This is a genomic window from Shewanella sp. 5_MG-2023 (genome assembly GCF_030547465.1).
Taxonomy (GTDB): Bacteria; Pseudomonadota; Gammaproteobacteria; order Enterobacterales; family Shewanellaceae; genus Shewanella.
The window spans coordinates 63,040-88,939 of record NZ_JAUORC010000023.1 but is presented as its reverse complement, the minus strand read 5'-3'; the positions used below and the strand labels follow the sequence as shown (position 1 = coordinate 88,939).

The following is a 25,900-nucleotide window of genomic DNA, read 5'->3' as shown; positions in this document are numbered from 1 at the left end:
TTGTTAATACGCTAGCGCATTATTAGCAAAACCCGCAAAGTAATACTTCTGGCAGCCCACTGGGTTGCCATTTTTTTAGCCATTGTTAATCAATAGCGCCGAGCTTCAAAGCTGCTGCATCAGTGCATCAAGTTGTACTTGCAGTGAAGGATGATAACCTGCCCTTGCCTGCTGAAATATCGCTAAAGCCTGTTGCTCATACCCGGCAATTAATAACTCGTTATAAAGCGGCTTAACAAACTTTGCTCGGCCAATATGACCTAAAAAGGCTGCAACCTTTGGCAGCACTATCTCATAGTTATTGCGGATGGCTACACTGTACCAGTCGCAGGCAAGCTCAGCATTTTGTGAACCCGAGAAGCCAAACACGCTATCAAGATCGGTAAGTTGTAGCTGCGTGAGTTGCAGCGGTAGCTGTTTGATAAAATACTGCCAATGATGCACTCGCCAACCAGCCACATTCAATTTAGCCGCACTGTCGCCCAGCTTTAATTGCTGCAATGCCAAATCCACTTTATCTAAGCTTGTGGATGTCGGCCCAACAAACCATTGGGGTAATCCTTCACCGTATACCCAAGTCATCAACTCTGATTCACTGATGGCCTCGGGATACTGCACAAGCAAGGTTTGCTTGGCATATTCAATAAAGGTTTCAGTGGTAATAGCTTGAAACTTAAAATGCTGCACATAATCAAATAAGAATTGATCAAAATCGTTACGGCCTAAGCGCGCTTCAAGTTCATGGACAAACATTGATGCCTTGTCATAGGTAAAGCGATTAAAAGCGTCATTGGCATCTTGTTGCTGCACATTAGCCGGCAATGTTTGCGCAGCTAATGGCATGGAGATCATTTCTTCTTTAAGGCGGCCAAACTCAATAACCCACTCAAGCTCCGCTTGCTCTTTGCCATAGATTTTTTCCACTAAACGATTAGTAAAGTAAGTGGTAAAGCCTTCATTGAGCCATAAATCTCGCCATGTGGCATTGCTGACTAAGTTGCCCGTCCATGAGTGAGCTAACTCATGGGCTACGGTAGACACTAAGCTTTTATCGCCCGCTATCAAGGTAGGAGTAATAAAAGCCAGTCGTGGATTTTCCATGCCACCAAAGGGAAAGCTCGGCGGTAACACTATCATGTCATAGCGATCCCATGGATATGGGCCAAGCAAGGACTCAGCCGCTAATATCATCTCCTCGGTATCTTCAAACTCAGCCAACGCTTTGGCTAGCATCGCAGGTTCGGTATAAATACCGCAGCGGTCACTAATGGCCCCGTAAGCTAAATCTCCTACTGCCAGTGCTAGTAAATGGGTCGGAATGGGCTTTTCCATCTCAAACTGGAACACGCCATCAGCGGGCATAATGTCACTATTTGCCGCGCTCATCACTGCCCGTAAACCGTTATTGACCTTAACGGCAGCTGAAAAAGTAATACGCGCTTTGGGAGTATCTTGCAAAGGGATCCAACTGCGGGCATTAACCGGTTGAGATTGGCTAAAAAGATAAGGGACTTGTTTACCTAAGGTTTGCTCAGGCGTCAGCCATTGCAGCCCTTGCGCCTTTGGGGAGGTACGATAACTGATGGTCACTTGGTTGATGTCATCACCTACTGCAATGATAATCTTCTCGCCTTGTCGCTCATTGATATGCTCAATACTAAATTCAAGCAAGCGACCACTATTATCGGTAATGGTATCGATAATCAAATCCCGGCCATCTAGCACTAATTCATTACAGTCTTCACAGCGATTAAATTGCAGTGTCGCTTGAGCGACTAATTGCTGCTTATCAAAATCAACATCTAAGTTTAACTGTAAATGATGCACTTTTATCTGATCAGTATTTGCCACTGAATGATAATCACGATTATTGTCCCAAAGCTTGCGCATTTTGATATCCATTACTCCAAAAGTTCTAATGAGTACTGTATACCAATGGCCGCTTTTCATCGAGTATCACTGTGTATCTAGTAAACTTAACGCTCACTATTTGAAATAAAAAAGCCTCTTAAAAAGAGGCTTTTTAAAAAGAAGCTTTTTAAAAAGAAGCAGTTTAGCTTACAGCTTAATACCTGCTTTTTGTAAATCTTTTGCTACAACACTACGTGGTAGTGGTACATAGCCATCTTTCTCAACAACTTGCTGACCTTGAAGAGATAACACGTAACGGATGAACTCACGATCCATTGGTGATAAATCTTTGTTAGGGTGCTTGTTGATGTAAACGTATAAGTAACGTGATAATGGGTAAGTCCCATTCGCTGCATTACCTGCAGTTGCTGCGATGTATTTAGTGCCTTTCTTTGAAAGCGCTACCGCTTTAACACCTGCAGTTTTGTAACCGATACCAGAATAACCGATAGCATTAAGACCTTGAGAAACTGATTGCACTACTGAAGCAGAACCTGGTTGCTCATTAACGTTTGGTCTAAAGTCACCTTTACAAAGTGCTTTCTTTTTGAAGTAACCGTAAGTACCTGATACTGAGTTACGACCATATAATTGCACGTCTTTCTTAGCCCAGTTACCTTCTAGCCCAACATCGCCCCAACGCGTTACATCATCACCACCACACTTTTTAGTTGATGAGAAGATTGAATCGATTTGCTCGATGCTTAACCCTTCGATTGGATTATCTTTATGAACAAATACTGCTAATGCATCAATTGCAACACGAATAGCTGTTGGTGCGTAACCATAATGTTTTTCAAAAGCTTCAATTTCATTAGGCTTCATTTGACGGCTCATAGGACCGAACTGAGAAGTACCTTCAGTTAATGCTGGCGGCGCAGTAGAAGAACCGGCAGCTTGAATTTGGATATTTACGTTAGGGTAAATATGTTTAAAATCTTCAGCCCATAAGGTCATCATATTAGCTAAAGTATCTGAACCCACTGATGACAAGTTACCTGAAACACCACTGGTTTTTTCGTACACAGGTAATGTTTTATCAATGGCTGCCATAGATGTAGCTGAAAATACACCAGCTGCAGAAAAGGCGATAGCGCCAACTAGCTGTTTAAGTTTCATTTTTGTGCTCCGGTATTATAAGCGTTGTTATTTAAGACAGGCTCAGTATCAATGACGATGATGACAAGTCTATGACGCTAATGTGACAGCAGTATGACAATTAACACTTTTAACAATCACACCAAACACGTTCCAAAGCTAATTAATGGCAACCTTAAGCAGTTAAAAATCATGGCATTAGCTGAAAATCAGTTTATTTAAATTGCTTAATACAGCTAATTTTGACTATGAGTTATTTATTAAGCCTGCAGTTTTTACCTAACAAGTTAGGCTTTGTTGCAATAAAGACCAACAAATAGTTTACAGACGCATCCGCAAGACCTTATAAAACCCGCTTCATGTAAGTTATTTGATACTGACCATTTTAAAGAAGCATTATTGTGGCTTAAAGAATCGGTTATTATGAACAATTCAAAGTCGTGATACCTAGTCCGCACCCAAATTAGACTGTTGATGCCTTTTTTGTATTTCCAAACTCCGTTTGGATTAACGTCGTGGGTTTTCCACCCACACCCAACCAAAAGGGTATCAACAGCATTACCCTCCATACTCTTTATTAATGAATTAGGCCCCGCCGCCCCTAACGAAAAATGCTGAAAAGCGCATGATTTTCGATGGGGATTTATCCAGCTTTTAACTTCGTTTGTTGCTAACTTCGGCCCCTGTTTATTATAAAGAGTGAAAATGCTAACGCTTCCGATGGTGAGTCTGAAGTAAATGGATTTACAAATGTCACGGTGGCATGGATGCTAAGGAGTGATCCTGCACCTCGAAAGCTATGCTCACATCCATGTGAGCATCACGCTATTTTCTTCAACGTCCTCAATTCAAATTGAGTTTTAGTCTTTTACTTTCTTAGATTTATAGATTGTCTAGCTTTTGATATTTGGCTTTTACTTGTTGCAATATAAAAAGCTAAATCGAAGAGATGAAAATTCCGGTGTAAGCGCGGCTGTGACCGTCCATGACAAGGACGTCATGGCCGAGCTTTCAGGGACCTTTTGATTTATATAAAGAGTGCAGCGTGTCACAGTCGTGCTTGCACATAAGCCTGCGGCAGGCAATTGGTTAGATTGAAGTGATGGCCTGCTGTTACTGATCTAATATAAATGAAGTTTAAAGCTGGTGCTGGTAACTCGTTTATGCCCCTTTCCTTGTTAGAGCAACTAATTAATAGTGGGAGTAAATTCAAAGTTACAGGTTAGATAGATTTTAATGAATATATGCTCACAATTAAAAGCCCGTTATTTCACAGTTTTGGAACAGTTGTGTATCAGCCAAAAAGATGCTCAATGCAGCTGATTATAAGCACTTTTCAGTACTAACAATCGTTGAGGAAGACAACAATGTAAAGGTTAATTACGCCTGTGTTAAAGAATTGGTGTTATAGCTTTTATCTAGCTATATCATTGTTTTAAAATGATGTTGACACAGCGCTAATGACTTGGGGTACACTAAGTACAACATAGGCTGCTTGAGGTTGGGATGAACATACATGAGTTTATAGGGCAGTACAGAAACCACCCAGTTCTGTTTGTAGGAGCTGGTTTAAGTCTACGCTATCTAAATAATTCTTTTACATGGGATGGCTTACTAAAACACATAGCCTTTGAGCTCAAAGGGAACAACGAGTTCTATCTTGATATTAAAGCTGAATGTCGAGATAACGGTAAATATGATTATACCCAAATTGCAACGAAAATTGAGCAGGAGTTTAATGCTGATCTAGGTAAAGATCGACACGGAAAATTCGAAAAATCAATGACATTTTCTATCGTGAGATGGAAAGCGAAAACTATTTAAGCCGTTTCAAAGTTTATATTTCGCAGCTAGTAAGTGAGCTTAACTACAAGGAAGAAAAAAAGGATGAGCTGGCGGAGCTAAAGAAAATCCGCAAAAATATCGGTTCAGTAATCACCACCAACTATGATGCTCTAATCGAGAATGTTTTTGGCTTTGAGCCTCTAGTGGGAAATGATATCTTGCTTAGCAACCCATATGGTTCCGTATATAAAATTCATGGTTGCAGCACCGATCCATCAAAAGTAATCATCACCGAAGATGATTACGCTCAATTCAACAAGAAGTATGAACTAATAAGAGCGCAGCTACTATCAATTTTTATTCATAACCCTATAATTTTTATAGGATATGGAATCGGCGATGAAAATATTAAGAGCCTGTTGAAGACCATTTTTACCTATATCGAACCTAATTCAGATAATGCAGAAAAAATCCGCAATAACTTTCTATTAGTTGAGTATGAACCTGGTTCTCAATCACATGAAATAAGCGAGCATGACATTGACCTAGAGGGATTTTCAACTATTAGAATTAATAAGTTGAAAACAGATGATTTTAATGAAATCTACAAATCCCTTTCTAACTTGAACCTACCTGTTTCTGCAATGGATATTCGAAAAGTTCAGAGTATTGTTAAAGATATCTATTCTGGTGCAAGCTCTGATGGCAGCAGCATTAAGGTAAACATTACAGAAGATATCGATTCACTTGATAATAGCGATAAGATTCTTGTAATTGGTTCAGCAAAATCCATTACATATGAGCATAGGAACGCATCTAGCTTTATGTCTGACTATTTTGATATTGTTGAAGAGTCAAACCATCATTTGATTAGATTAATAGATAAGATAAACATAGCAGTCTCGCAATGGTTCCCTATTTACGCGTTCGACCTGATTTACCCCAATCTTGAAAAGTCTACTGCATTAAAAGAGCAGCAACGAAGAAAAATTGAAGATAACGTTGCGAGTTTACCTTGTTCCGTTGAAACCACTCATTCGTGTTTACAAGAAATCTTTGATGATAATTCTGTCACGCGAGCGAATGAAATCAATGCGATAATGTGGTCAACATGGAATGAAAAGGTTCCTTTAGAAGAAGTTGAAGCGTTTCTTAAACAAATGCCAGACAAAAAAGGGACTGGCTATCGACGCCTACTATGTGCATTCGATTATAAAAGGAATAGTTAGTGAAAACCGCCGAAAGGCGGTTTTACAATTCAGACTTGTTGGACCCAATTGGGTATATTCTGAATTTAGTGGTGTTAGGGTAAACTTTTATGAAAAGTAAATTGAAACACTGGCTTTTCTAAAACGTTTCTGTCCAAAAGCTTGTCAGAACCAGCAATTTACCAGCTATCACAACAAGTCACACAAACAAAAAAGCAGACATTGATGTCTGCTTTTTTAATGCTAAAAATTTAGGGGAAAGTCATTACCCCTTAATCACCAAATGTGCTGGAATAATAAAGCTAAAACAACTGCCCTTTTCTAACTCACTGGTAATGTGCAACTCACTGTAATGATGATTAAGCGCATGCTTTACAATCGCTAGCCCTAAACCACTACCACCAGTTTTACTGGAGCGGGCATTATCAACCCGATAAAAACGTTCGGTTAAGCGGCTTATATGATGTGGCGCTATCCCAAGGCCGGTATCGGTTACGCAAAATTTAGCGCCGCTTGGGACTAACTCCCAGCGAATGGTAATTTTGCCGCCTGGCTCTGTGTAACGAATCGCATTTGAAATCAAGTTAGTACAGGCGCTTCGCAATTGCACTTCGTTACCGTGACAATTTAAATTATCCTCACAAATGAACTCAAGCTGGTATTGATCCATTGCCAATGCCGAGGCTTCATCTTTTAAAATATCCAACATGACCTGCATATTGATGGTTTTTTCTAAATCAATATCAGCCCCATCTTCAATACGCGATAACACTAATAACTGCTCCACCATTGATTGCATTCGCCTAGTTTGCTGCTGCATCAATTTAAGTGGCTTATGGTTCATGCTGTCAGGCTCTTCCATGCTTTGCATGATCTCAAGATAACCTTGCAGTACGGTAAGCGGGGTTTTTAGCTCATGGGATACATTAGCAACAAACTCTTTGCGCATACCCTCTAACTGATTAATGCGGGTAATATCACGGGCAATCAGTAGCATCTGTCTGTCGCCATAGCTCATTAAGCGTATTTCTAATAAGCGTTGATCCGATAGTGGTGAGGGTAGCTCTAATGGCTCGTTAAATTTACCAGACTTAAGGTAGGCCGAAAAATCAGGATGACGGATGAGGTTATCAATGCGTTGACCGCTATCTTGGGGCCAAACAAAACCCAGCAGCAGTTGCGCCAGTTTGTTACACCATAAAATATTGAGTTCAGAATCAAGTACGACCGCAGCATCTGGTAAGGCTTCAGCACCTTGCCTAAAGCGGCCTAAAATTGACGCTAACTGGCCAACTCGGCGACGATTTTTACCTTGCAGGCGGTATATGCCATTGAAAATACCTTCCCAACTGCCAGTGCCTTGAGGTGGAGTGAGTTTGCGGTCTTTCCAAAGCCAGTAATTTAAGCGGGTAATTTGGCGGTAATGCCAGCCTAAAAGGGCAATACAACCGACAATAATACTCATATAAACTTGATTGATGATCATGCCTATGATGGCAAAAATCAACAAGATCCCCACAAGGCGAAGGAGAAGTCTGGACCCTGAGTAAGCTCGAAACATAAGCGGCCTAATTATGATGGTAAAAAATCTTAAGCAGATTTTTTACCGTATTGTCGGTCGAAAAATAATGGTTCACAAGATAACTTAAAACCATGTTACTGACTATAGCCAAGCCGTTGAATTACACTTAAATTACTGTAAATAAATAACAATATTTACATTTACCTAAACAACAAAAGTGAAATACAACAGTATATTAGGCTTTGGCTGATAGTGAGTAATTACATTCTGGTTGAAAAACGATATCCCGCACCGCGAACGGTTTGAATCAGTTTATCATGGCCTGAGTCTTCAACGGCTTTGCGTAAGCGGCGTATATGGACATCGACAGTGCGATCTTCAACATAGACGTTGGTGCCCCACACATTGTCTAATAGCTGTTCACGGCTATAGACACGTTCAGGGTGAGTCATGAAAAAGTGCAGTAACCTAAACTCGGTTGGGCCCATTTCTAGCACTGACTCACCAACAGAGACACGATGGCTTACCGGATCTAATTGTAACCCTTGCACATCGATAAGCTCTTCAAGTCGTGTTGGCGCACTACGGCGTAACACAGCCTTAATACGTGCCACTAACTCTTTTGGTGAAAACGGTTTAGTAATGTAATCATCTGCACCGACTTCTAATCCCTTAACCTTATCTTCTTCTTCACCGCGAGCGGTTAACATGATGATAGGAATTTGACGAGTAAACTCATCTTGCTTTAAACGCTTAGCTAATTGTATTCCACTTCCACCTGGGAACATCCAGTCTAATAAAATCAGATCTGGATAAGGTTCTTGCAGTAGGTCTATTGCTGAATCAAAATCTTCAGCAGCCGTTGTAGTAAAGCCGTGTTGTTCCATAACAAATGTCAGCATTTCTCGAATGGCTGACTCATCTTCTACAATTAAAATCTTAGCTGTCATAATATTATCTGTGAGTAGTTTGCCGCGTTAGTATTATTGGTCAGTTTTATTACAGAAATATGATCTCAAGGCCCTAAATGGAATTAAAATCATATTTTTGTCATAAATCTATCACGCTACGCCATAATTAATGTATTGAAAAACACAAAGGAGGCGATATGCCTCCTTTGTTATGTATCACACATTTTCGGTTAAACCGCTTTTAATAAAGCGATACTTAGAACTTGTGTTCGATACCTACAGCAAAGTAACTTTCGTCGATTGAGATATCCATATCATTACCATCTGCATCTTCCACTGTACCCATTGAAGTACGGTCAGTGTAGAAAGCAAATAACTTCGTTGGCTTACCTAGTGAGTAATCTGCGCCAATTGACCATGAATCGCCTTTATCTTCCATGTCTTGGTATTGGGCTTTTAGGGTCACGCTGTCAATTTTATAAGCAGCGCTGAGTAAGTAGCCATCTTTGCTATCACCGCTATCGACTTTTTCTTCTTGTTGGTACATACCGCCAAGTACAAAACCTGCGACTTTACCTTGTACTGTACCACGAACAATATCATAACCTGCAACTTCAGCATCATAGGCAACCGATGCATAAATTGGGGTTTTCTTCAGCCCTGAGTCACCGTACATTGCAGCGATACTGAAACCATCCTCATCTGCTTGCTTACTGTCACCTGATGCAGCGTAAGTCACGCCCGCTTGGAAGTCACCAAACTTAGGCGTTAAGTAAGTTGCGGTTTCTGCTATACGGTTTTCACCAGCAAATAAGTTTTTCAAATCGCCTGAGTAATCACCAAACTGGTCGACTTTGCCCTGCGACTTTTTCAGCATAGTGTCGTTACGGCCCACCGCGAATGAACCAAAGTCGCCTTTTAGGCCAACAAACTGATTACGGGCTTTGAAGTTGTTTGAGCTGTCTGAGTCAGTTGCCACTTCATATTCGATAGTATAAAACGCTTCTAAAGAACTATTTAATTCGAAAGCGCCTTTCACACCAAATCGTGAAGCATTGCTTTGCACTCGTGTTTCTGAACCTGAACCGTCATCATTTGATTGAATTGAAACATTGAGCTTACCGTAAATTTCAAGTGGCTCTGCCGCTTGAGCGGTTGAAAGCGTGGCAGCAGCAATAGCAGAAGCAACTAGCGTTTTATAAAAAGTGTTCATCATTTCATCCTTTAGACTTAATAGTTGGTGTTTTACACCTTTTTCTGTGCAGCTAATCAGTTGGAACGAGCAGAAACCTGCTACCTAATAGCTTGGGAACGAGGCGAATATTGCACACCTTTTGTTGCAGAAATATTTCAAAACTGGACTTTTATTTAGAACAAACTAATTCAATTACAAAACAAGATAATCAACACACTGAAAAGTAAAGAAAATATCAATTAAAAGTGATTTATGACAATTTGATGAATTCTGCCATAGCGACAATCATGCAGATTGGGAATGATGGTTTACCCCAGCGCCACGATACCGTAAACTGCATTTTTAATTTTCGAAGAGTGTCTTTCATGTGGTTTAAAAATCTCACCCTATATCGTTTTAATAAGCCTTTCAGTACCGATACAGAGGCACTTGAAACAGCATTAGCTGACTTCACCTTTTCGCCATGCTCAAGCCAAGACATCAGTAAGTTTGGCTTTTCAAATGCATTGGGCAAAAAAGGCCAAGCGTTAGTTCACAGCGCTGAAAACCGTCATTTAATTTGTGTCACTAAAGAAGAAAAGATCCTGCCTGGCCAAGTGATCAAAGAAGCGCTTGATGAAAAAGTAGCGTTAATAGAAGATCAAGAAAGCCGCAAAGTGACCAAGAAAGAAAAAGATGCGATGAAAGAAGAAATAACCATGACGCTATTGCCTCGTGCTTTTTCTCGTCGTAGTCAAACCCATGCGTTAATCATGCCTGAGTTAGAAATGATTTTAGTGGACAGCTCAAGCGCCACTAAAGCTGAAGAATTATTAGCTTTATTACGCAAAGCCTTAGGCAGCCTACCGGTTGTGCCGCTGCACTTTACTACGCCAGTTGAAACCACGTTAACCGAATGGTTAAGAAACGGCGCATCACCACAACCTTTTGAAATGCAAGATGAAGCTGAGCTTAAGTCTGATTCAGATGAAGGCGGCATTGTGCGCTTTAAGCAGCAAGTACTGCAAGAAGATGAAGTATTAGCCCATTTAGCGACCGGCAAACAAGTACATAAACTGTCATTGCATTTTGCTAAGTCGATTGCGTTTTTATTACAGTCTGATGCCAGCGTTAAGCGCCTTAAGTTCTCTGAAGAATTTAGAGCTGCTACCGATGATGTGGGCACAGAAGATCCCTTGGCGAAACTGGATGCCGATTTTGCATTAATGGGCGGCGAGCTAGTCGCATTTATTAATGCGATGAAACAGGCATTAGGGCCTATTGAAGAAAATATCTAAATTTGTAACTTCACTTTAGTGGTTTAATCAAATTTAAAAGCCCAACAGAATTTATTTCTATTGGGCTTTTTTGTAGCAACTTTCTATGCTTTTAATCAAAAAATTGATTAAAACTATTAATTTACTAGCTTATTTAGCAAACTCACCTTGCTCATCAAATGGCCAGTCAATGCCTAACCAAGCTTTAAGAAAGGCCTTTTGTGCAGCCGTTGGTGAATCAACACCGATTATGGCTAGCTCACCTTTAGGTTGCTCATCTAAGGTTAACTCAAGCTGCTTTAAGGTGTCGTTATTAAACAGGCTTACGTTAATGGTGTCTTGCGGGCTGAAATCTTCTAAGCGCTTTTTAAAGCCCGCGGCAGTGACTTTTAAACCGTTAATGGCTACCACTTCATCGCCAGCAACAATACCCGCCAACCATGCAGGGCTGTTACGGCTGACATGGGATAGTGTTAAATCATCATGCTGACCCGATAACGTCATACCGCTGTAAACAGTCGACTTTGGCTCTTTGCCATAGGATATCGCTAAACCCGCTTGTGCCAGTAAGGTATCAAAATCTAAGCTGAATGGCTGGGTAATATGCTGCTGCCACCAAGGCTGATAATCTTTACCTGCCAGCGTCTTTAAAATACCTTTTACATCATCAACGCTATAGCCTTTAGGCAGTTTATGGTCACGGTATAATTGACGATGAACATCACGATACGAATGCGCTAACTGGGTGTCTTTCAATAAATTAAAATCCAGTGACAACGACGCCAAGTAGCCTTCAGAATAGATATTGACCCCATGGTTAATGGCATAATCACCGCCAGTATTGGTCCACTCATTTAAACTGGCTTGCGCAACCGATTGTATTTCACGACCCGGTTTATGCAGGTTGTTATTTATCCGTTTGGCTAAATCGGCAAAAAACTCTTTCGGGGTAATGACATCGGCTCGCAATAATAACTGATTTTGAAAATAACTGGTTGAGCCTTCAGCCATCCATAATAACTCTGTCATGCTGGCATTTTGGTAATCATAAGGCACTAGGCCCTGTGGGCGATAAGCTTTGACATTCCAAGTATGGATAAACTCGTGAGATGCTGTGCTGATAAAGCGCAGGTAATCTTTACGTTCTCTAAAGTTAAAGCGTGGCAATTGAATAATGGTTGAATTTAAATGCTCAGTGGCGCCTCGTGCGCCACTGGTGGCATGCACCATATACACATAACGCTCAAACGGGTAGTCATCCCAAATCACCTCAGCTTGGCTGCTGATTTTGGTTAAATCTGTAACGATTTGCTGAGCATCGTAATTACCTTCACCCCAAAAAACCAGTTCATATTCACGACCGTCAGCTGTAAAGCGATAATGGGCGTTTTCACCGGTTTCAATTGGCGAGTCAATTAACACATCATAGTTATCAGCAATAAATGAATGGGCTTTGTTGCCCTGTGCCATACCTGAATAGCTGTTCCAGCCTTGGGGCACATTCATTGAAACCAACACATTGTCATCACGAAACTCAGGGCTATACATAAACACCCCACTGGCATCGATATAAGCATGTGAGCTATCAATATGACGCACTCGAGTACCTAAATCATTGGCATACAACTGATAGCTGACATTAACTGCAGTCGGTTTTGACAAATTCACTTGCCATTCCCCCGTCTCAGTACGCTGCCATGGTAACGCTTGGCCCTGTTCATCTGTTGCTGTAAATGAGCGAACCCCATCAGCTAACGGCAGCACTGCATATTTTCCCGTACGCCAAACGGGTAAATTGACCGTTAAATTCTCAGCTGAAGATGTAGGGAAACTAACATTCACTTGGGCTAAATGGTGCTGTGGCTGAGTCAAATCGATTTGGTAACTAACTTGGGCAAGGCTGCTGGCGCTAAAAAGTAAGCTGGCAGATAAAATAGTCAATTTTTTGGCTTTCACTCTCGATTCCTTCTGTTATTATTCTTGTTATGTTTTTAAGGACTTGTAATTAATTTTCTTCCCTTAAGGCGCGCAGTATAACAAGTACAGTGAGTTCACTCACCTAGTAACAATAAAAGCTTACAAAAATTATAATAAGGTTGCTCATTCTTCATGCGAAAACTCATCAGTGGTTTACTCAGCTTAATATTACTGTCGGCCTTTCCTGTTGTTGCGGATACCTTTATCGAAGCTGAAATTGAGTTTAATGAACGCCCAGTTCAGCTGTTTGAGCAACTGCAGAAAAAAACCAACTTCCCATTATCATTTAACAACCGCCAGCAATTTGAACAACTGGCTGAAGAGTTAAAATACCAACCTAAGCAATTACAAAGAGATTTAGCGACCCTAGCAAGATTATATTTACAATCAACCATCACAGCCCCTAATGAAGTCAGTCATGCCCGCTTATTAACCAGGCAACTTGAATCAATCGCTATTAGCCCGCTAGATGAAGCAAAAATTTTACTCTTAGAAGGAAGAATAAGAGGAAGAGAGGATCAGCAATATCAGCAAAGTATCATTCTGTTCAAAGAGGCATTAAACAAAATAGCCTCACTCAACGACAGCGAAGCCATGACCTTTAAATTTGTGTTACAAGGTTATTTAAGCATCATGAATAGCTTGCTAAAACAAGATACCCAAGCCATGTATCACTACAAACAGTATCGTGACCTTGCCTACCAAATGCGGGTGGATTATTTCATTGCCCAAGCTGAAACCGCTTTAGGTAAGTTCTATGTTAATAAGCAGCAACTGGCGAAGGCATTACAGCACTATAACGAAGCATTTCGTATTACCAGTCGATTAGACACCCCTGTGCTACATGCACACACTCAATTTCAGTTATCACGATTATATCGAGATCTAGGCCAATGGGATGAAGCCCTAAAAAATGCCAACAATGCCGCCATTAGTTTTCAGCAGCTAGGACAACAAGCCTTCCAATCAAAGGCCCTGACAGTCATAGCCATGGTTTATGGCATGCAAAAACAATGGAATAAAGCTATTGATTACTACCTTAATGCCCAACAAATTGATCAACAAAATGGTCATCTCATTGGTCAAGCCCTTAACTTTCATAATATCGGCGAAGCCTACTTTTATTTAGATGATTATCAGTCATCCCTCAATTACTTGACCATGGCCAATGAAATTTTTAAAGCCAGAAAGGTATTACACTACTTAGTGTATAACGAGTTATTGTTTGCTCAGGTAAGCTCAAAACAGCAGCAATGGCAGCAAACCATTACACATGCTGAGGCAGCGCTAGAGATAGCAGAATCAAAACAACTGATTGATGCCCAAAAAGAAGCCTTAGAATACCTTTCCGTTGCTTATCGTAAAGTGGATGACATTTCCTCTACCCTTGAGGTAATGGATAAAATGGTTGCCATTAGCCAAAGTGAACAAGAGTCACCAGTCAATGACATGGTTCATTCAAGCTTAAACGAAGAAAAATTCAAATTAGAAATTAGAAATTTACAGCAAAAACTCACTCACTACATGGGTGATAACAAGGACCAGCAAAAGGCTATTATAATCCTGTTTGCGGTGATATTTATCTTTGCCTTTTTATGGTTTGTCAGCCTAAAAAAATTAAATCGTGCCAAACAAACCTGCCAAACCTTACGACAGTTATCCGTACAAGAACCACTGACACAACTGAATGGTTACCAGGCCTTAATTAATTTACTTTCAAGTGCCCGTTCACCCAAAACGCTGGCTTTAGTGAATATACGCGCCCTGGCTGATATTGATATTGATCTGGGTTTATCTGAATATAAGGCGATTACAGTATCCCTTAGTAAACAATTAGAACTGGATTTACATTGTGAAGTGTTCATCATCAAGCCGGGTGAATTTGGCTTATGTTTCTCAGACGAGTTATCAGCCCAGCAAACATTAACCAACTTACAAGCACAGCTAGCTGCAATCACCATTGCCAATAAAAGCAATATACCTAATTTTTCAGATATTAGTGAGCAGCCATTACACGCCATTATGGGCCACGTTAACTTGCCATTACTGGCCAATCCGGATGTAAGATTAACGGCACAATTACAATATGAAACGGTGCAATATGCCCTCGCGGCGGCAAAAAGCCTCAATGAGGATCAAACCTATGTCAGTATTCGCAGCTTAAATTTTGCCCCTGCGGCGATATTTTTTAAACCCTTGTATTTAAATTTAACCCATGCACTGCAAAGAGGTATAATTAGGGCTGAAACAAATCGTCAAGCTGCCGATATTAAGTGGCCAACCGGTTGAGTTAACAACTCACGTGATTTACGCTCAAATAACACACAAGTCAATGATATATATCAAAAAAGCAAACAAAAATTGTGTGTAAACAAGTAATTAGTGGTATTGTTATCCAATATAGTTAATTGGACTAATAACAAATTTATTTTTCTCAAGGAAGGCTTACAGCATGCAAGACTCTTCAGCAGCGGTGTCACAAGTTTCATTATTAAAACAAAAGCTCAACGCCGCTAAATTAGCTATCGAAGAAATTCATGATGATCGTAGTGAAAAATTACGCACCTTAATTCGATTTTTAGGACACTTAAGCTTAGCGTGCAAGGGCCAAAATCTTGAATTAGATAATCGCCTTGCCAAACTGAGACATCATTTACAGGGTTTTGAGCAAATAGATGAAGCCTTGCCTGAATTGGTGGGTATTGAGCGGTTATTAAAGGCACAATATAGCCAAACAATGACTAGCCTTGAAGAGAGTCGCAACAGCCTGTCCCGGGTGATCAGCCAGATTCAGCGGGTTGATTCTGCCCCTGATGAAATCAAAAAAGAAATTAATTACTTTAAAAAAGATCTTAATAAGCCGCTCCATACCATTTGGGAATATATTCCTAAGGTGGAACAAGTTATCGGCTTTTACGAGCAAATTCTTCAGCAAAAGTTTGCCAATGCTGATGACCATGTCATTTTGCCTCAACACTTAATTTTAGCAAAAGAGTTAGCCCAAAAAATATCTGAGATAGAATTCAGAAAAGAGCAACGTGATCAAATTCTGGTCATGAAAGAAGTGCTTATGGGTGATATTAAGCTCAATACTTTACTTGAGTCATATCAAACAATACTGAGCTTTTTACTGAATAACATTGCCCGAGAAAAAACCGCCTCTCAGGATTTTCTGTATACCTTAAATGATGCGATTAGCATAGTTCGTGATGTGGTCAATAATACTGCAAACAATAACGAGCGTTCACAACAAATTAAAACTCAGCTTAATAAAGAAATTAACCTGCGGGTTGATAATGCTGACGGTATTGTCGATGACGTCGATGATATCATCGCGCTAAAAACTGAGCTGACCGTCCAACTTGCTTCATTACGAGATGCATTAAACCGTAAAGAAGCCCTTGAAACTCGTGAGCAATCACTGCTACGTAAATCCGTTGAGTCGATGAAAAAAGAGCTAAGCTCTATTACTAAAGAAGCCAACAGCTACAAAGAAAAACTGTTTGAGCATCAAAAACTCAACCTATTAGACCCATTAACCCAACTGCCAAATCGTGCTGCATTAGAAGATAGAATGGAGCAAGAGTATAGAAACCATAAACGCTTTAATAGTCCATTATGGGTGGCGGTAACTGATATTGATTACTTTAAGACAGTCAATGACAGTTTTGGTCATAGTACCGGTGATAAAACCCTGCAAGTCATTTCCATGGCGCTAAAAAACTCCCTTAGAGAAAGTGAGTTTGTTGCCCGTTATGGCGGCGAAGAATTTGTTTTATTGCTACCAGATGTCAATGAAGAGCATATTGGTCTATTGTTAAATCGGGTCAAAGATAAAATTAAGAATATTCCATTTAAGTTTAAAAATCAGAGAATTACTGTGACATTATCCATAGGTGCAGCTCAGGTCATGGAAAACGAACGTATCGAAGAAACCTTTGAACGTGCTGATGCTGCACTTTATAAAGCCAAAAATAATGGTCGAGATAGAGTTGTAATCGATATCTAGTATCTACTGCAACTCTACCAAGGAGTTGCATATGATAATAAAGATCAGCCCTAGAGGCAGCTTAGATCAACTTTCGCAAATGGAGGTTGATCGCCTCAAGCAAAGTGCTAAAAATGAGTTATACCAACTACTGCGAAACTGCTCACTGGCAGTGCTTGCCTCCGGTTTAAAAAGTGATAATTCTGACGCTTTATTCAAGCGCTACGCCAATTTTCATATCAATGTGCTGCAACGTGAACGCGGCTTATTACTAGAGCTCATCAACCCGCCAACACAAGCCTTCGTTGATGGTGAAATCATTGCAGGGATCCAAGAACATCTTTTTGCTGTGCTTCGCGATATCGTCTATATCGACAATAAATATGACAATCTAAAGCACATCAATCTCACCAATGCCAGCCACATTACCAATGTGGTATTTGATATCTTGCGTAATGCCAGAGTCATTTCACCGATGATCGATCCTAATGTCATAGTGTGTTGGGGCGGACACAGCATTAACCCCATAGAGTATCAATACACCCGTGAAGTAGGCTATGAGTTGGGGTTAAGAGCGTTAGATATTTGCACCGGTTGTGGTCCAGGCGCAATGGAAGGCCCAATGAAAGGCGCCGCCATTGGTCATGCCAAACAGCGCATTAAAGATGCCCGCTATATTGGCTTAACCGAGCCCAGTATTATTGCTGCAGAGCCCCCGAATCAAATAGTCAATGAGCTGGTGATAATGCCAGATATCGAAAAACGCTTAGAGGCCTTTGTCCGTTTAGGCCATGGTATTGTTATCTTTCCCGGCGGCGCTGGCACCGCTGAAGAGCTGCTTTATATTTTGGGTATTTTGCTTAATCCCGCCAATGCCCAGCTGCCCTTTCCACTGATTTTAACCGGCCCTAAACAAAGTGCGGACTACTTCACTGAAATAGATGACTTTATCGGCGCTACCCTTGGTCAGCAGGCCCGAGATAAATACCAAATCATTATTGATGATCCTGTAAAGGTAGCGCAGCTGATGAAACAAGGCATGAGCGATGTAAAAGCCATGCGTAAACAACTTGGTGATGCTTACCAATACCAGTGGGCGCTGAAAATAGAACCTGAATTTCAACTGCCTTTTGAGCCAAATCACGAGGTCATGAAAAACCTGCACCTGTTTTTTCATCCGAACAAAGCTGAGTTAGCGGCCAGTTTACGGCGGGCGTTTTCAGGCATTGTTGCCGGTAATGTCAAAAGTGAGACCATTAAACTTATTGAAGACTTAGGTCCATTTGAGATAAGTGGTGATGAGCGGCTGATGACCATGATGGATAAACTGCTTGCTGCGTTCGTAACGCAACAAAGAATGAAACTGCCAGGCAGCGAATATACTCCTTGCTATCGCATCAATAATAAAAAATAGCACATGTTATATTGCTTTACTTTGCCGTCTACATCTTGCTTTTTAATCAAGTAGCGCTTAAATAGCCATTGATTCCACTGTTAAAAACAAGCCGTAAGGTTTAAGCTCAAGGACGGTTAATTTATAATTAAATCATACAGTGGCTCAATGTGAGCGACCTTACTGCAAACGAAAAGAAAACCATGAATAAATTACTCATTATCGATGGCCTTAATCTTGTTAGGCGTATTCATGCGGTATTGCCAGATGAAACGGATATCGTCAGTGTTAAAGAGCGCACACTGTCAGCATGTAAAAAATTACTTAAACATCACCAACCAACTCATGCCATTATGGTGTGGGACGGTGATGAAGAATCGTGGCGTAAACAGCTCTACCCTGATTATAAAAAAGGCCGTAAGCCTATGCCTGTCGCTTTAAAGGCTGGCCTTGAAGATATCAAAACCGCTCTGGCCATTGAACATGTTCAATCCCATGATGCCATTTCAGAGGCCGATGATGTGATTGCCACCTTGGCCACTAAAATTGCTGAAAATAACGGTCAGGCCATCATAGTGTCAACCGACAAAGGGTTTGGGCAACTGATGCATAGCAATATTGTTATTTGGGATCATTTCAAGCAGCAATATTTTGATATAAAAGCCTTAGAGAAAAAGCTCGCCGTGCAGCAAAATCAAATTTTAGACTTTATCGCGCTTGCGGGAGACGCGGGGAATAAAGTTCCTGGTATTACCGGTATTGGGCCAAAATCAGCAGCGGATTTATTAAACAAGTTTAGAAGCTTGGCAAACTTATACCAGTCACTGGATAATCTTGGTGCGAAACAAGCGCTAAAATTATCAGAGGGCAAAGAGATGGCAAGAATCAGTTATAAATTGGCGCAACTGCAATGCCATATGCCGCTAAACATTAACCTCAAGCAGTTTAGAGTAGTTAGCTAACCATTAATGAAGCAAGGAATCGCCTGATGAAATCTAAAGTGTCATATTTAATCGCAACCATCTTTATTGCATATGTCACTTTTGTTATTTTCGTTATATTTGTCTACGAGACTCGGCCAGAAGATCGCAGCTGGCAAGAACGCCAAGAGTTTAACCATAAAATGCTTAGCGAAATTATAATTGGCCAAACTATTGATAGCATTAGGCAACTAATGGGCCGAGCCGATTTTTCAGAGGCCAAAGCATCATCTGATGGCAGCTTTCAAATTATGTTTTACCGCACTCACCATGTCACCTCCGACGGTCAAACCACTAAAGATGAATGCACGCCGCTGTTATTTAAAGATGGTGAGCTGATTGCTTGGGGGCAAGAAACCTATGAGCAATTTCTGCAAATATCGATTATCGCTATCGCACCTCAAACTGAAACCGATCTTAACGCGATACAAACCAGTCCAATTCCCGCAGAGCAAGGCATAGAAACAGCAATAACTTCAGAACAGTAACCGCTCAGCTGAACCCATAAAAAATGCCACTGTATATCGCTATCAGTGGCATTTTCAGTTCAATATTAGATTGAATTGTAATCGTTAATCTTGGTTATATTCTCGATACGCTTCACCTTCTTTTAACCACTTAGGCGCTGCAACGCCTTTTAAATAATGGTCAAAATACTGCTTCATTCGAATGGTGTAATCTAGTTTATTAGGGTACTTTTTCAAATGATGTGGTTCATCTTCATATTGTAAAAACACCACATCTTTACCGGTTCTGCGCATGGCAAGATATAGCTCCACGCCTTGCTCCCACGGCACCGCATCATCTTTATCACCAAACATAATCATCATTGGAGTTTGAATGCGTTCAGCATAAAACACCGGTGAGTTTTCAATGTACTTTTGCGGCGACTTAAACAAACTTTCAGCAATTCGGCTTTGACCTGTTTCATACTGAAATTGACGAGCAAGGCCAGAGCCATGACGAATGCCGCTATAAGCACTAGTCATGTTCGACACGGGCGCACCGGTAACCGCTGCTTTAAAGATATTGGTTTGGGTCACAGCGAAAGCGGTTTGATAACCGCCCCATGAATGGCCTTGAATACCAATGGCATCTGGGTCGGCAACGCCCATATCAATGATTTTTTGAACGCCAGCAGTTAATGCCTTTACTGACGAGATCCCCGGGTAACCTACTTCAAAACGAATGTCAGGTAAGAAAATGGCATAGCCATTATCTGCATACCAAGCAAAGTTTGGTCGATGATTAATTGCCATATGCGGGAATGAATGCAAACGATCGCTCATAAAGCGATAGAAATACACCATAACCGGATACTGTTTACCGGCTTGATAATTCGTGGGCTTAATCAGTACGCCATCAGCTGGGCGGCCATCACCATCACGCCAACGCACCAATTCTGCAGCGCCCCAATTAAAATCATCTCGCTGACTATCTAAGTCAGTTTGTTGGCTGGCTTCATTAGGCGTATTCACACTTGAGGTGTATAAATCAGGGTAAAGATCATAACGCTGCTTAGAAAACACCATAGTGTCGCTATTTTTACTGCGGGCAAGTACCGTCAATTTTGCCTCGGTTTCAAGTTGCAACGTCACTCCTGGGACGCCAACAGTGGCGCGATAAAAACTGTCAGCTTTGGTGTGTTCATTATAACCGTGCAATAGCAGCGCTTGCTGCTGCTCAATGACAGCAGGCATATCTGACGTTGCATATAACCCTGCCAATCTAAACTGCTGACGATTTTTACGTCCTTCACCCGCAGACAACATAAAGCCGTCAAACGATGAGCTGCTAAATTGCCACACATCATATTTGTCATAGCCAATAATGCCTGAATCATCGGCTAGCCAAGGCCCTAAGCCATAACTTGGCGCATTACTGGGATAATCATGGTCTTCATTTGCAAAGCTAATAGCGATATCTTTGGTTAAACTGTGTTTTCTGGCATTAGCAATATCATACAAAAACAGTCCGCCTTGTTGATAATACGCCACAAAACGCCCATTAGGAGACAAGCTTGGCATTTCACTTGAGGCATGTTGAGTTAAAATTTGCAGCTTACGGCCAGTATTTAAATCCACTAGATAGACATCTTGATAAAAACCTGCCCAGGTGATCATTTTTTGATAAGGCACATCTGAGGTAGCTAATAAATAACGCTTTTGTTCACCATAGTGCACATCCGGTACGGCTTTATCCGCCAGTTGCACTATACGGTTAGCATTAACGTGCATCACAGCAAGATAAGTGCGCTTTAACTCTTTGGCATATTGTTTTACTTCATGAGGTTTTATTTTTGGGTCGTCACCATGCCACACTTTTAAATCACGAAGTCCGGTAACAATTTGTTGGTCAAATAAATCGGCTTCAGACTCTATTGATGCCAGTGTCAGGGCTTTATCTACTTGCGGTACGCGGCCAATAAATAGCCTTAAGCTATCTTCAGAAAAGAAAATTTTTGAATGCTGATTCAAAGTCCAGTCATCATCTGTTGGCACCTGTTTGAGCTTAAGAGACTCTAGAGCCAAAAGCTTCAGTTGATACTCTCGCTCATCACGCTCTACACCTGCATCCCCTTGGGTAAAGCCAAGCCAGTTGCCATCATCAGATAAACTCAGCTCTGCCACTTGATAACCGTCTGACTTATAAACTTGCGTTAGAGTATTAGTGATTAAATCGACCTTTTTAATCACATGCTGCTTGGCAGCAATATCATTAATGGCAACCACAAATTGGTTACCTGAGCGGTCAAAGTTAAATTGAGTAACATGGTCAAACTCCTGAAAAGTATTGGTGGCGAGTTGAATGAGCTTAAAACCACTGCCTTTATCTGCGCCATTAATGCTCGTTTCTTCAGCGTCCTCTTTGCCATCTTCTTTAGTGTCATCAATATCAAACCAAACCGCTAAATAATCACCTTTGGTACTAAACTCAGCTTGTTTAACCCGCTTAAACTGTTGCTGGTTACCTGTTTTGGTATTCAGTAAGCTAAGCCCTGCACTAAGCTCAGACTTTTTGAGGGTTTCTTTTTCTAATAAGCTCGGCGCAATAGTGGCAATCACATAATCACCATTTGCGCTGACTTTAACATCAGAGCCACCATCAATTTGATACTGCTTTTGTGTAGCCACTTGATTGACTAAAGCGCGGCTATTACCGCGATCTGGCATAGCCTCAACCGCTAACACTGTGCCATTTTCAGAGATAACGGGAGTCTGTAAGGTCTCAAAGCGCATAATATCATCGAGCAATAACGGCTTAATGTTGTCAGCTGATATGGCTGACATTGACACTGCTAACATAGTCAATGGAATAAGGTTACGTAACTTCAAATCTTCCTCGTTATTGTTGTTATGGAATGAAATACAGTTCAGCTAAATTCATTAACTGAAAACATAATTGAAATTTAATAAAGCATTGTTGAAAATATCACCGCAATTTAATTAATGACCTTTCAGACTAAACTGTGCCAAGTTATTTTGCAGCCCCTTAGATTGTTAGTAGGCCCAAAGCTAGTAGACTGTAGTTAGTAGACCAAAGTCGTCTATTTAAAATCTGTCACCAGCTTATGCTATGCACGCGAAATAACTTTACAACCAACCTTTTATTAACAACTAAAGCTGATTTATGACGCGAAATAAGCCTTTCAATTACATGGTTGTGAATATCTTAAAGCAATCACCTGAGGATTAGCTTAATTATTTAAAAAAATATGTGATTAAACTCACTAAAAACTGTAAAAAAAAATCTAAATTCGTTAAAATGCGCCGCAACAAAACCGTGAGTAAGTAGTCTTGTTAAGGTGTTGTAAACAATAACAAGAAAATGCAGTAACCACTAAGTGGAAGGACTATCCATGCCAAAACGTACTATAACCGTAATCCCAGGTGATGGGATTGGACCAAGCATTATCGATTCGGCTTTAAAAATTCTCGACAAGGCTGGTTGCGACTTTGAATATGAGTTTGCAGACGCCGGTTTAGCCGCATTAGAAAAGCAAGGTGAATTAGTACCTCAGCGTACCTTAGACCTTATCGAAAAAAACCGTATTACCCTTAAAGGGCCATTAACCACACCTGTCGGTGAAGGTTTTACCTCTATCAATGTAAGCCTACGTAAAAAATTCAGCTTATATGCTAACGTGCGCCCTGTACTTTCTTTTAAAGGTACTCAAGCACGTTATGACAACATTGATATCATCACAGTACGTGAAAACACTGAAGGTATGTATTCAGGCTTAGGCCAAAAAGTATCTGACGATGGCGCTACTGCTGAAGCGACCAGTATCATTACTCGTCAAGGTGCAGAGCAAATTACCACTTTTGCTTATGAGCTAGCACGTAAAGAAAACCGTAAAAAAGTGACTATCGTTCATAAAGCCAACATCATGAAGTCAACTTCAGGTTTATTCTTGAAAGTGGCGCGTGAAGTGAGCCAGCGTTACCCAGATATCGAAACAGAAGAAATGATTGTGGATGCAACGTGTATGAAGTTGGTCATGAATCCAGAAAACTTTGATGTATTGGTAACAACTAACTTATTCGGTGACATTCTATCTGACTTATGTGCAGGTCTTGTTGGCGGCTTAGGTATGGCGCCTGGCGCAAACATCGGTAAAGATGCGGCAATTTTCGAAGCGGTTCATGGTAGCGCACCTGATATTGCAGGCAAAAATCTTGCAAATCCTACATCCGTGATTCTAGCCTCTATACAAATGCTGGAGTATTTAGGCATGGCTGACAAAGCGGAAATGATCCGCTCTGCAGTATCTGCTGTGATTGAAGAAGGCGACCGCACAACCCGCGATCTTGGTGGTACTCATGGTACAACTGACTTCACTCAAGCTGTTGTTGATCGTTTAGGATAAGCTTTATTACCCTTTTAGCTGAGTTATTGCAGCGCTAATAACTCTAGTTTTAATTAAAGGATAATAAAAAAGCCCTTAGTGATATTCACTAAGGGCTTTTTAATGCTTGTTTAAATTTCCAGCTAAATAGCTTAGTTAAACGCCCAAGCAGTATTAGGTTTAACCCATAAGTGAACTGTCACTTCATCACGATCATGATAAAGGTGCTTACACTGTAATTTAAAATCTGTGATGTCGTTTTCTTTTAAAATTTCAGCCATAGTATCTAAAATCTGTCTGACTTCTTTATAACGACTTTTCATTGGTAATTTAAGGTTAAAAATGGCTTCTTTAAACCAGCCATTAATCGCCCAAGCTTCAACGAGCTCAGCAACACGTGACGGTTTTTCTACCATGTCACACACTAACCAATAAATGTTTTTTCTTGGTGGTTCGAAACGAAAACCATCGGCGCGATAATGTTTAACCTGTCCAGTGTCCATTAACTTCTGATCCATAGGACCATTATCAACTGCGGCGACAAACATGCCACGACGTACTAGCTGATAAGTCCAGCCACCAGGACAAGCGCCTAAATCCACAGAATGAAGCCCTGAGCGGCAGCGGTCTTCTTGCTCTTCCTTTGTCAAGAATTGCCCAAAAGCCTCATCTAATTTCAAGCTTGAACGACTCGGAGCATCGGCAGCCATTTTAAGACGGGGAATGCCCATAAAATAAGGTGAGCTATTGTTTGATAATGAATAGCCGACATAAGCCGTACCCGGCGCTACAAAGCACACATGAATGATAGGTCTGCGGTCATTTTCTTGAGCTAATAATGCGCCAGACTTTTTCAGGCCTTGGCGTAAAGGCACAGTAAATTTGCGGCAAAAACCTGACAGTTCTTTAGCTTCATTGGTATCTGGAGTTTCAACTCGTAATTCTCCCGCTTTTGACACTTCACTTAAAGCAGCCACAATCGGTGATACTCTGTCTTTTTCAGGCAAATCTTTTATCAACTCACCAGCAGCAAACATTTGTCTTGCAAACACTAATGAATTTAACTCAATTTGCTTTGCCAGTTGCTCACCGCCGTTTTCTTCAAAACATTGGTAAATCACATAAGCATCATTGGTATTGGTTTTAACAAAGCCACCAATATTTAATTCAGCTGCACGCTGTTGAATTTCTGCAGCACAATCTTTCTCATAGCCTGCGCGGCAAAATATAAAGAGGTTTTTCATGATAAGCCTTAAGCTTCTATAACCATAACTGCTTCACAGTATGGTCGAAGGACAAAATAATGGGGGCATTATACTCAAAAATTATGCCGCTGTGTTAAATAGAAAAGGCAAACCGATAAAAGCAACAAAGCAGCAGATTTGATAAACAAGCTGCTGCTTTGAAATATTTGCCAAAGGTGACGCTAAGTTATTTCTGCTTAGTATGTTTTGCTATCCCAATGGCAAACAATGTCCAGCCAATCAGCATACAACCGCCGCCCATAGGGGTAATTGGCCCAATCCATTTGGCGCCAGTAAAGGCATATAAATACAATGAACCTGAAAATAATAAAATACCCACGAAGAATAAATAACCTGCCCAATCCAGCAGTTTTGAACTTATCCAGTGACCACTTAACGCTACGGCAATAATGGCAAAGGTGTGATAAAAGTGATAATCGACACCGAGTTTAAAAATCGCAACCAACTCAGGCGGGGCAATACTTTTTAACCCATGGGCACCAAAAGCCCCTAAAGCAACCGCTAAAAAACCACTGATTGCCGCTAACAGTAATAAACCTTGTCTCATTGATATCTCGCTTTA

At 40.8% G+C, this 25,900-nt stretch carries 18 protein-coding genes; 9 read left to right on the top strand and 9 right to left on the bottom strand.

The window, feature by feature from the left end:
* Positions 1-105: 105 nt before the first annotated feature.
* The gene (locus tag Q4557_RS14550) at positions 106-1,890 is read right to left on the bottom strand and encodes a M1 family metallopeptidase (RefSeq protein WP_198589994.1); all 1,785 of its coding nucleotides are present in this window, start codon (positions 1,888-1,890) and stop codon (positions 106-108) included.
* Between the two features lie 168 nt (positions 1,891-2,058).
* Positions 2,059-3,030 carry a PstS family phosphate ABC transporter substrate-binding protein gene (locus Q4557_RS14545; protein ID WP_303413576.1) on the bottom strand — a complete coding sequence of 324 codons (972 nt, stop codon included), beginning with the start codon at positions 3,028-3,030 and terminating at the stop codon, positions 2,059-2,061.
* A gap of 1,485 nt (positions 3,031-4,515) precedes the next feature.
* Here Q4557_RS14545 and Q4557_RS14540 point away from each other — a divergent pair.
* A complete protein-coding gene (locus Q4557_RS14540; protein WP_303413574.1) occupies positions 4,516-4,833 on the top strand; it encodes a hypothetical protein in 318 nt (105 codons plus the stop codon).
* On the top strand, positions 4,812-6,023 hold the full coding sequence (locus Q4557_RS14535) for an SIR2 family protein (RefSeq protein ID WP_303413572.1): 1,212 nt from the start codon (positions 4,812-4,814) through the stop codon (positions 6,021-6,023). The genes Q4557_RS14540 and Q4557_RS14535 overlap by 22 nt, the downstream gene beginning before the upstream one ends.
* Positions 6,024-6,267: 244 nt before the next feature.
* On the opposite strand, the gene phoR is transcribed toward Q4557_RS14535, so the two are convergent.
* From phoR to Q4557_RS14520, 3 genes are all read right to left on the bottom strand, one after another.
* Complete coding sequence (gene phoR, locus Q4557_RS14530; RefSeq protein ID WP_303413570.1) at positions 6,268-7,563, bottom strand: phosphate regulon sensor histidine kinase PhoR; 1,296 nt, start codon at positions 7,561-7,563, stop codon at positions 6,268-6,270.
* A 221-nt stretch (positions 7,564-7,784) separates the two neighbouring features.
* A complete protein-coding gene (phoB, locus tag Q4557_RS14525) occupies positions 7,785-8,474 on the bottom strand; it encodes a phosphate regulon transcriptional regulator PhoB (protein ID WP_102439538.1) in 690 nt (229 codons plus the stop codon).
* A gap of 217 nt (positions 8,475-8,691) precedes the next feature.
* Complete coding sequence (locus Q4557_RS14520; RefSeq protein ID WP_102439537.1) at positions 8,692-9,651, bottom strand: porin; 960 nt, start codon at positions 9,649-9,651, stop codon at positions 8,692-8,694.
* A gap of 344 nt (positions 9,652-9,995) precedes the next feature.
* Here Q4557_RS14520 and rdgC point away from each other — a divergent pair, with 344 nt between their 5' ends.
* Positions 9,996-10,907 (top strand): recombination-associated protein RdgC, encoded by a 912-nt coding sequence (rdgC, locus tag Q4557_RS14515; protein ID WP_102439550.1) that lies wholly within the window; start codon positions 9,996-9,998, stop codon positions 10,905-10,907.
* 129 nt (positions 10,908-11,036) lie between these two features.
* Here the strand turns inward: rdgC and Q4557_RS14510 are convergent, their stop codons facing one another.
* Complete coding sequence (locus Q4557_RS14510; protein ID WP_303413566.1) at positions 11,037-12,842, bottom strand: M61 family metallopeptidase; 1,806 nt, start codon at positions 12,840-12,842, stop codon at positions 11,037-11,039.
* Between the two features lie 153 nt (positions 12,843-12,995).
* On the opposite strand from Q4557_RS14510, the gene Q4557_RS14505 reads away from it, so the two are divergent.
* From Q4557_RS14505 to Q4557_RS14485, 5 genes are all read left to right on the top strand, one after another.
* A complete protein-coding gene (locus tag Q4557_RS14505) occupies positions 12,996-15,152 on the top strand; it encodes a tetratricopeptide repeat protein (protein ID WP_102439535.1) in 2,157 nt (718 codons plus the stop codon).
* 163 nt (positions 15,153-15,315) lie between these two features.
* Complete coding sequence (locus tag Q4557_RS14500) at positions 15,316-16,872, top strand: GGDEF domain-containing protein (protein WP_303413564.1); 1,557 nt, start codon at positions 15,316-15,318, stop codon at positions 16,870-16,872.
* Between the two features lie 31 nt (positions 16,873-16,903).
* Positions 16,904-18,265, top strand: coding sequence for a nucleotide 5'-monophosphate nucleosidase PpnN (gene ppnN / locus Q4557_RS14495; RefSeq protein ID WP_102439533.1), 1,362 nt, complete (start codon positions 16,904-16,906; stop codon positions 18,263-18,265).
* A gap of 182 nt (positions 18,266-18,447) precedes the next feature.
* Positions 18,448-19,206, top strand: a complete 759-nt coding sequence (xni, locus tag Q4557_RS14490; RefSeq protein ID WP_102439532.1) for a flap endonuclease Xni — start codon at positions 18,448-18,450, stop codon at positions 19,204-19,206.
* 26 nt (positions 19,207-19,232) lie between these two features.
* Entirely contained in the window at positions 19,233-19,712 is a 480-nt protein-coding gene (locus Q4557_RS14485; protein ID WP_303413560.1) for a DUF3192 domain-containing protein, read from the top strand.
* Between the two features lie 84 nt (positions 19,713-19,796).
* Here Q4557_RS14485 and Q4557_RS14480 read toward each other — a convergent pair whose 3' ends face one another.
* Positions 19,797-22,514, bottom strand: coding sequence for a prolyl oligopeptidase family serine peptidase (locus Q4557_RS14480; RefSeq protein ID WP_303413558.1), 2,718 nt, complete (start codon positions 22,512-22,514; stop codon positions 19,797-19,799).
* 569 nt (positions 22,515-23,083) lie between these two features.
* Between Q4557_RS14480 and Q4557_RS14475 the strand changes: the two genes are divergently transcribed.
* The gene (locus Q4557_RS14475) at positions 23,084-24,094 is read left to right on the top strand and encodes an isocitrate dehydrogenase (protein ID WP_102439529.1); all 1,011 of its coding nucleotides are present in this window, start codon (positions 23,084-23,086) and stop codon (positions 24,092-24,094) included.
* 131 nt (positions 24,095-24,225) lie between these two features.
* On the opposite strand, the gene rlmM is transcribed toward Q4557_RS14475, so the two are convergent.
* Both rlmM and Q4557_RS14465 read right to left on the bottom strand, forming a co-directional pair.
* The gene (gene rlmM / locus Q4557_RS14470) at positions 24,226-25,317 is read right to left on the bottom strand and encodes a 23S rRNA (cytidine(2498)-2'-O)-methyltransferase RlmM (RefSeq protein WP_102439528.1); all 1,092 of its coding nucleotides are present in this window, start codon (positions 25,315-25,317) and stop codon (positions 24,226-24,228) included.
* Positions 25,318-25,504: 187 nt separating this feature from the next.
* Positions 25,505-25,885 (bottom strand): DUF423 domain-containing protein, encoded by a 381-nt coding sequence (locus Q4557_RS14465; RefSeq protein ID WP_102439527.1) that lies wholly within the window; start codon positions 25,883-25,885, stop codon positions 25,505-25,507.
* Positions 25,886-25,900 lie beyond the last annotated feature (15 nt).

Excerpts from the sequence above, each read along its gene's own strand:
- Q4557_RS14550 (WP_198589994.1), bottom strand. The coding sequence starts at position 1,890 with ATGCGCAAGCTTTGGGACAATAATCGTGATTATCATTCAGTGGCAAAT.
- Q4557_RS14545 (WP_303413576.1), bottom strand. The coding sequence starts at position 3,030 with ATGAAACTTAAACAGCTAGTTGGCGCTATCGCCTTTTCTGCAGCTGGT.
- Q4557_RS14540 (WP_303413574.1), top strand. The coding sequence starts at position 4,516 with ATGAACATACATGAGTTTATAGGGCAGTACAGAAACCACCCAGTTCTG.
- Q4557_RS14535 (WP_303413572.1), top strand. The coding sequence starts at position 4,812 with ATGGAAAGCGAAAACTATTTAAGCCGTTTCAAAGTTTATATTTCGCAG.
- phoR (WP_303413570.1), bottom strand. The coding sequence starts at position 7,563 with ATGTTTCGAGCTTACTCAGGGTCCAGACTTCTCCTTCGCCTTGTGGGG.
- phoB (WP_102439538.1), bottom strand. The coding sequence starts at position 8,474 with ATGACAGCTAAGATTTTAATTGTAGAAGATGAGTCAGCCATTCGAGAA.
- Q4557_RS14520 (WP_102439537.1), bottom strand. The coding sequence starts at position 9,651 with ATGATGAACACTTTTTATAAAACGCTAGTTGCTTCTGCTATTGCTGCT.
- rdgC (WP_102439550.1), top strand. The coding sequence starts at position 9,996 with ATGTGGTTTAAAAATCTCACCCTATATCGTTTTAATAAGCCTTTCAGT.
- Q4557_RS14505 (WP_102439535.1), top strand. The coding sequence starts at position 12,996 with ATGCGAAAACTCATCAGTGGTTTACTCAGCTTAATATTACTGTCGGCC.
- Q4557_RS14500 (WP_303413564.1), top strand. The coding sequence starts at position 15,316 with ATGCAAGACTCTTCAGCAGCGGTGTCACAAGTTTCATTATTAAAACAA.
- ppnN (WP_102439533.1), top strand. The coding sequence starts at position 16,904 with ATGATAATAAAGATCAGCCCTAGAGGCAGCTTAGATCAACTTTCGCAA.
- xni (WP_102439532.1), top strand. The coding sequence starts at position 18,448 with ATGAATAAATTACTCATTATCGATGGCCTTAATCTTGTTAGGCGTATT.
- Q4557_RS14485 (WP_303413560.1), top strand. The coding sequence starts at position 19,233 with ATGAAATCTAAAGTGTCATATTTAATCGCAACCATCTTTATTGCATAT.
- Q4557_RS14480 (WP_303413558.1), bottom strand. The coding sequence starts at position 22,514 with ATGTCAGCCATATCAGCTGACAACATTAAGCCGTTATTGCTCGATGAT.
- Q4557_RS14475 (WP_102439529.1), top strand. The coding sequence starts at position 23,084 with ATGCCAAAACGTACTATAACCGTAATCCCAGGTGATGGGATTGGACCA.
- rlmM (WP_102439528.1), bottom strand. The coding sequence starts at position 25,317 with ATGAAAAACCTCTTTATATTTTGCCGCGCAGGCTATGAGAAAGATTGT.
- Q4557_RS14465 (WP_102439527.1), bottom strand. The coding sequence starts at position 25,885 with ATGAGACAAGGTTTATTACTGTTAGCGGCAATCAGTGGTTTTTTAGCG.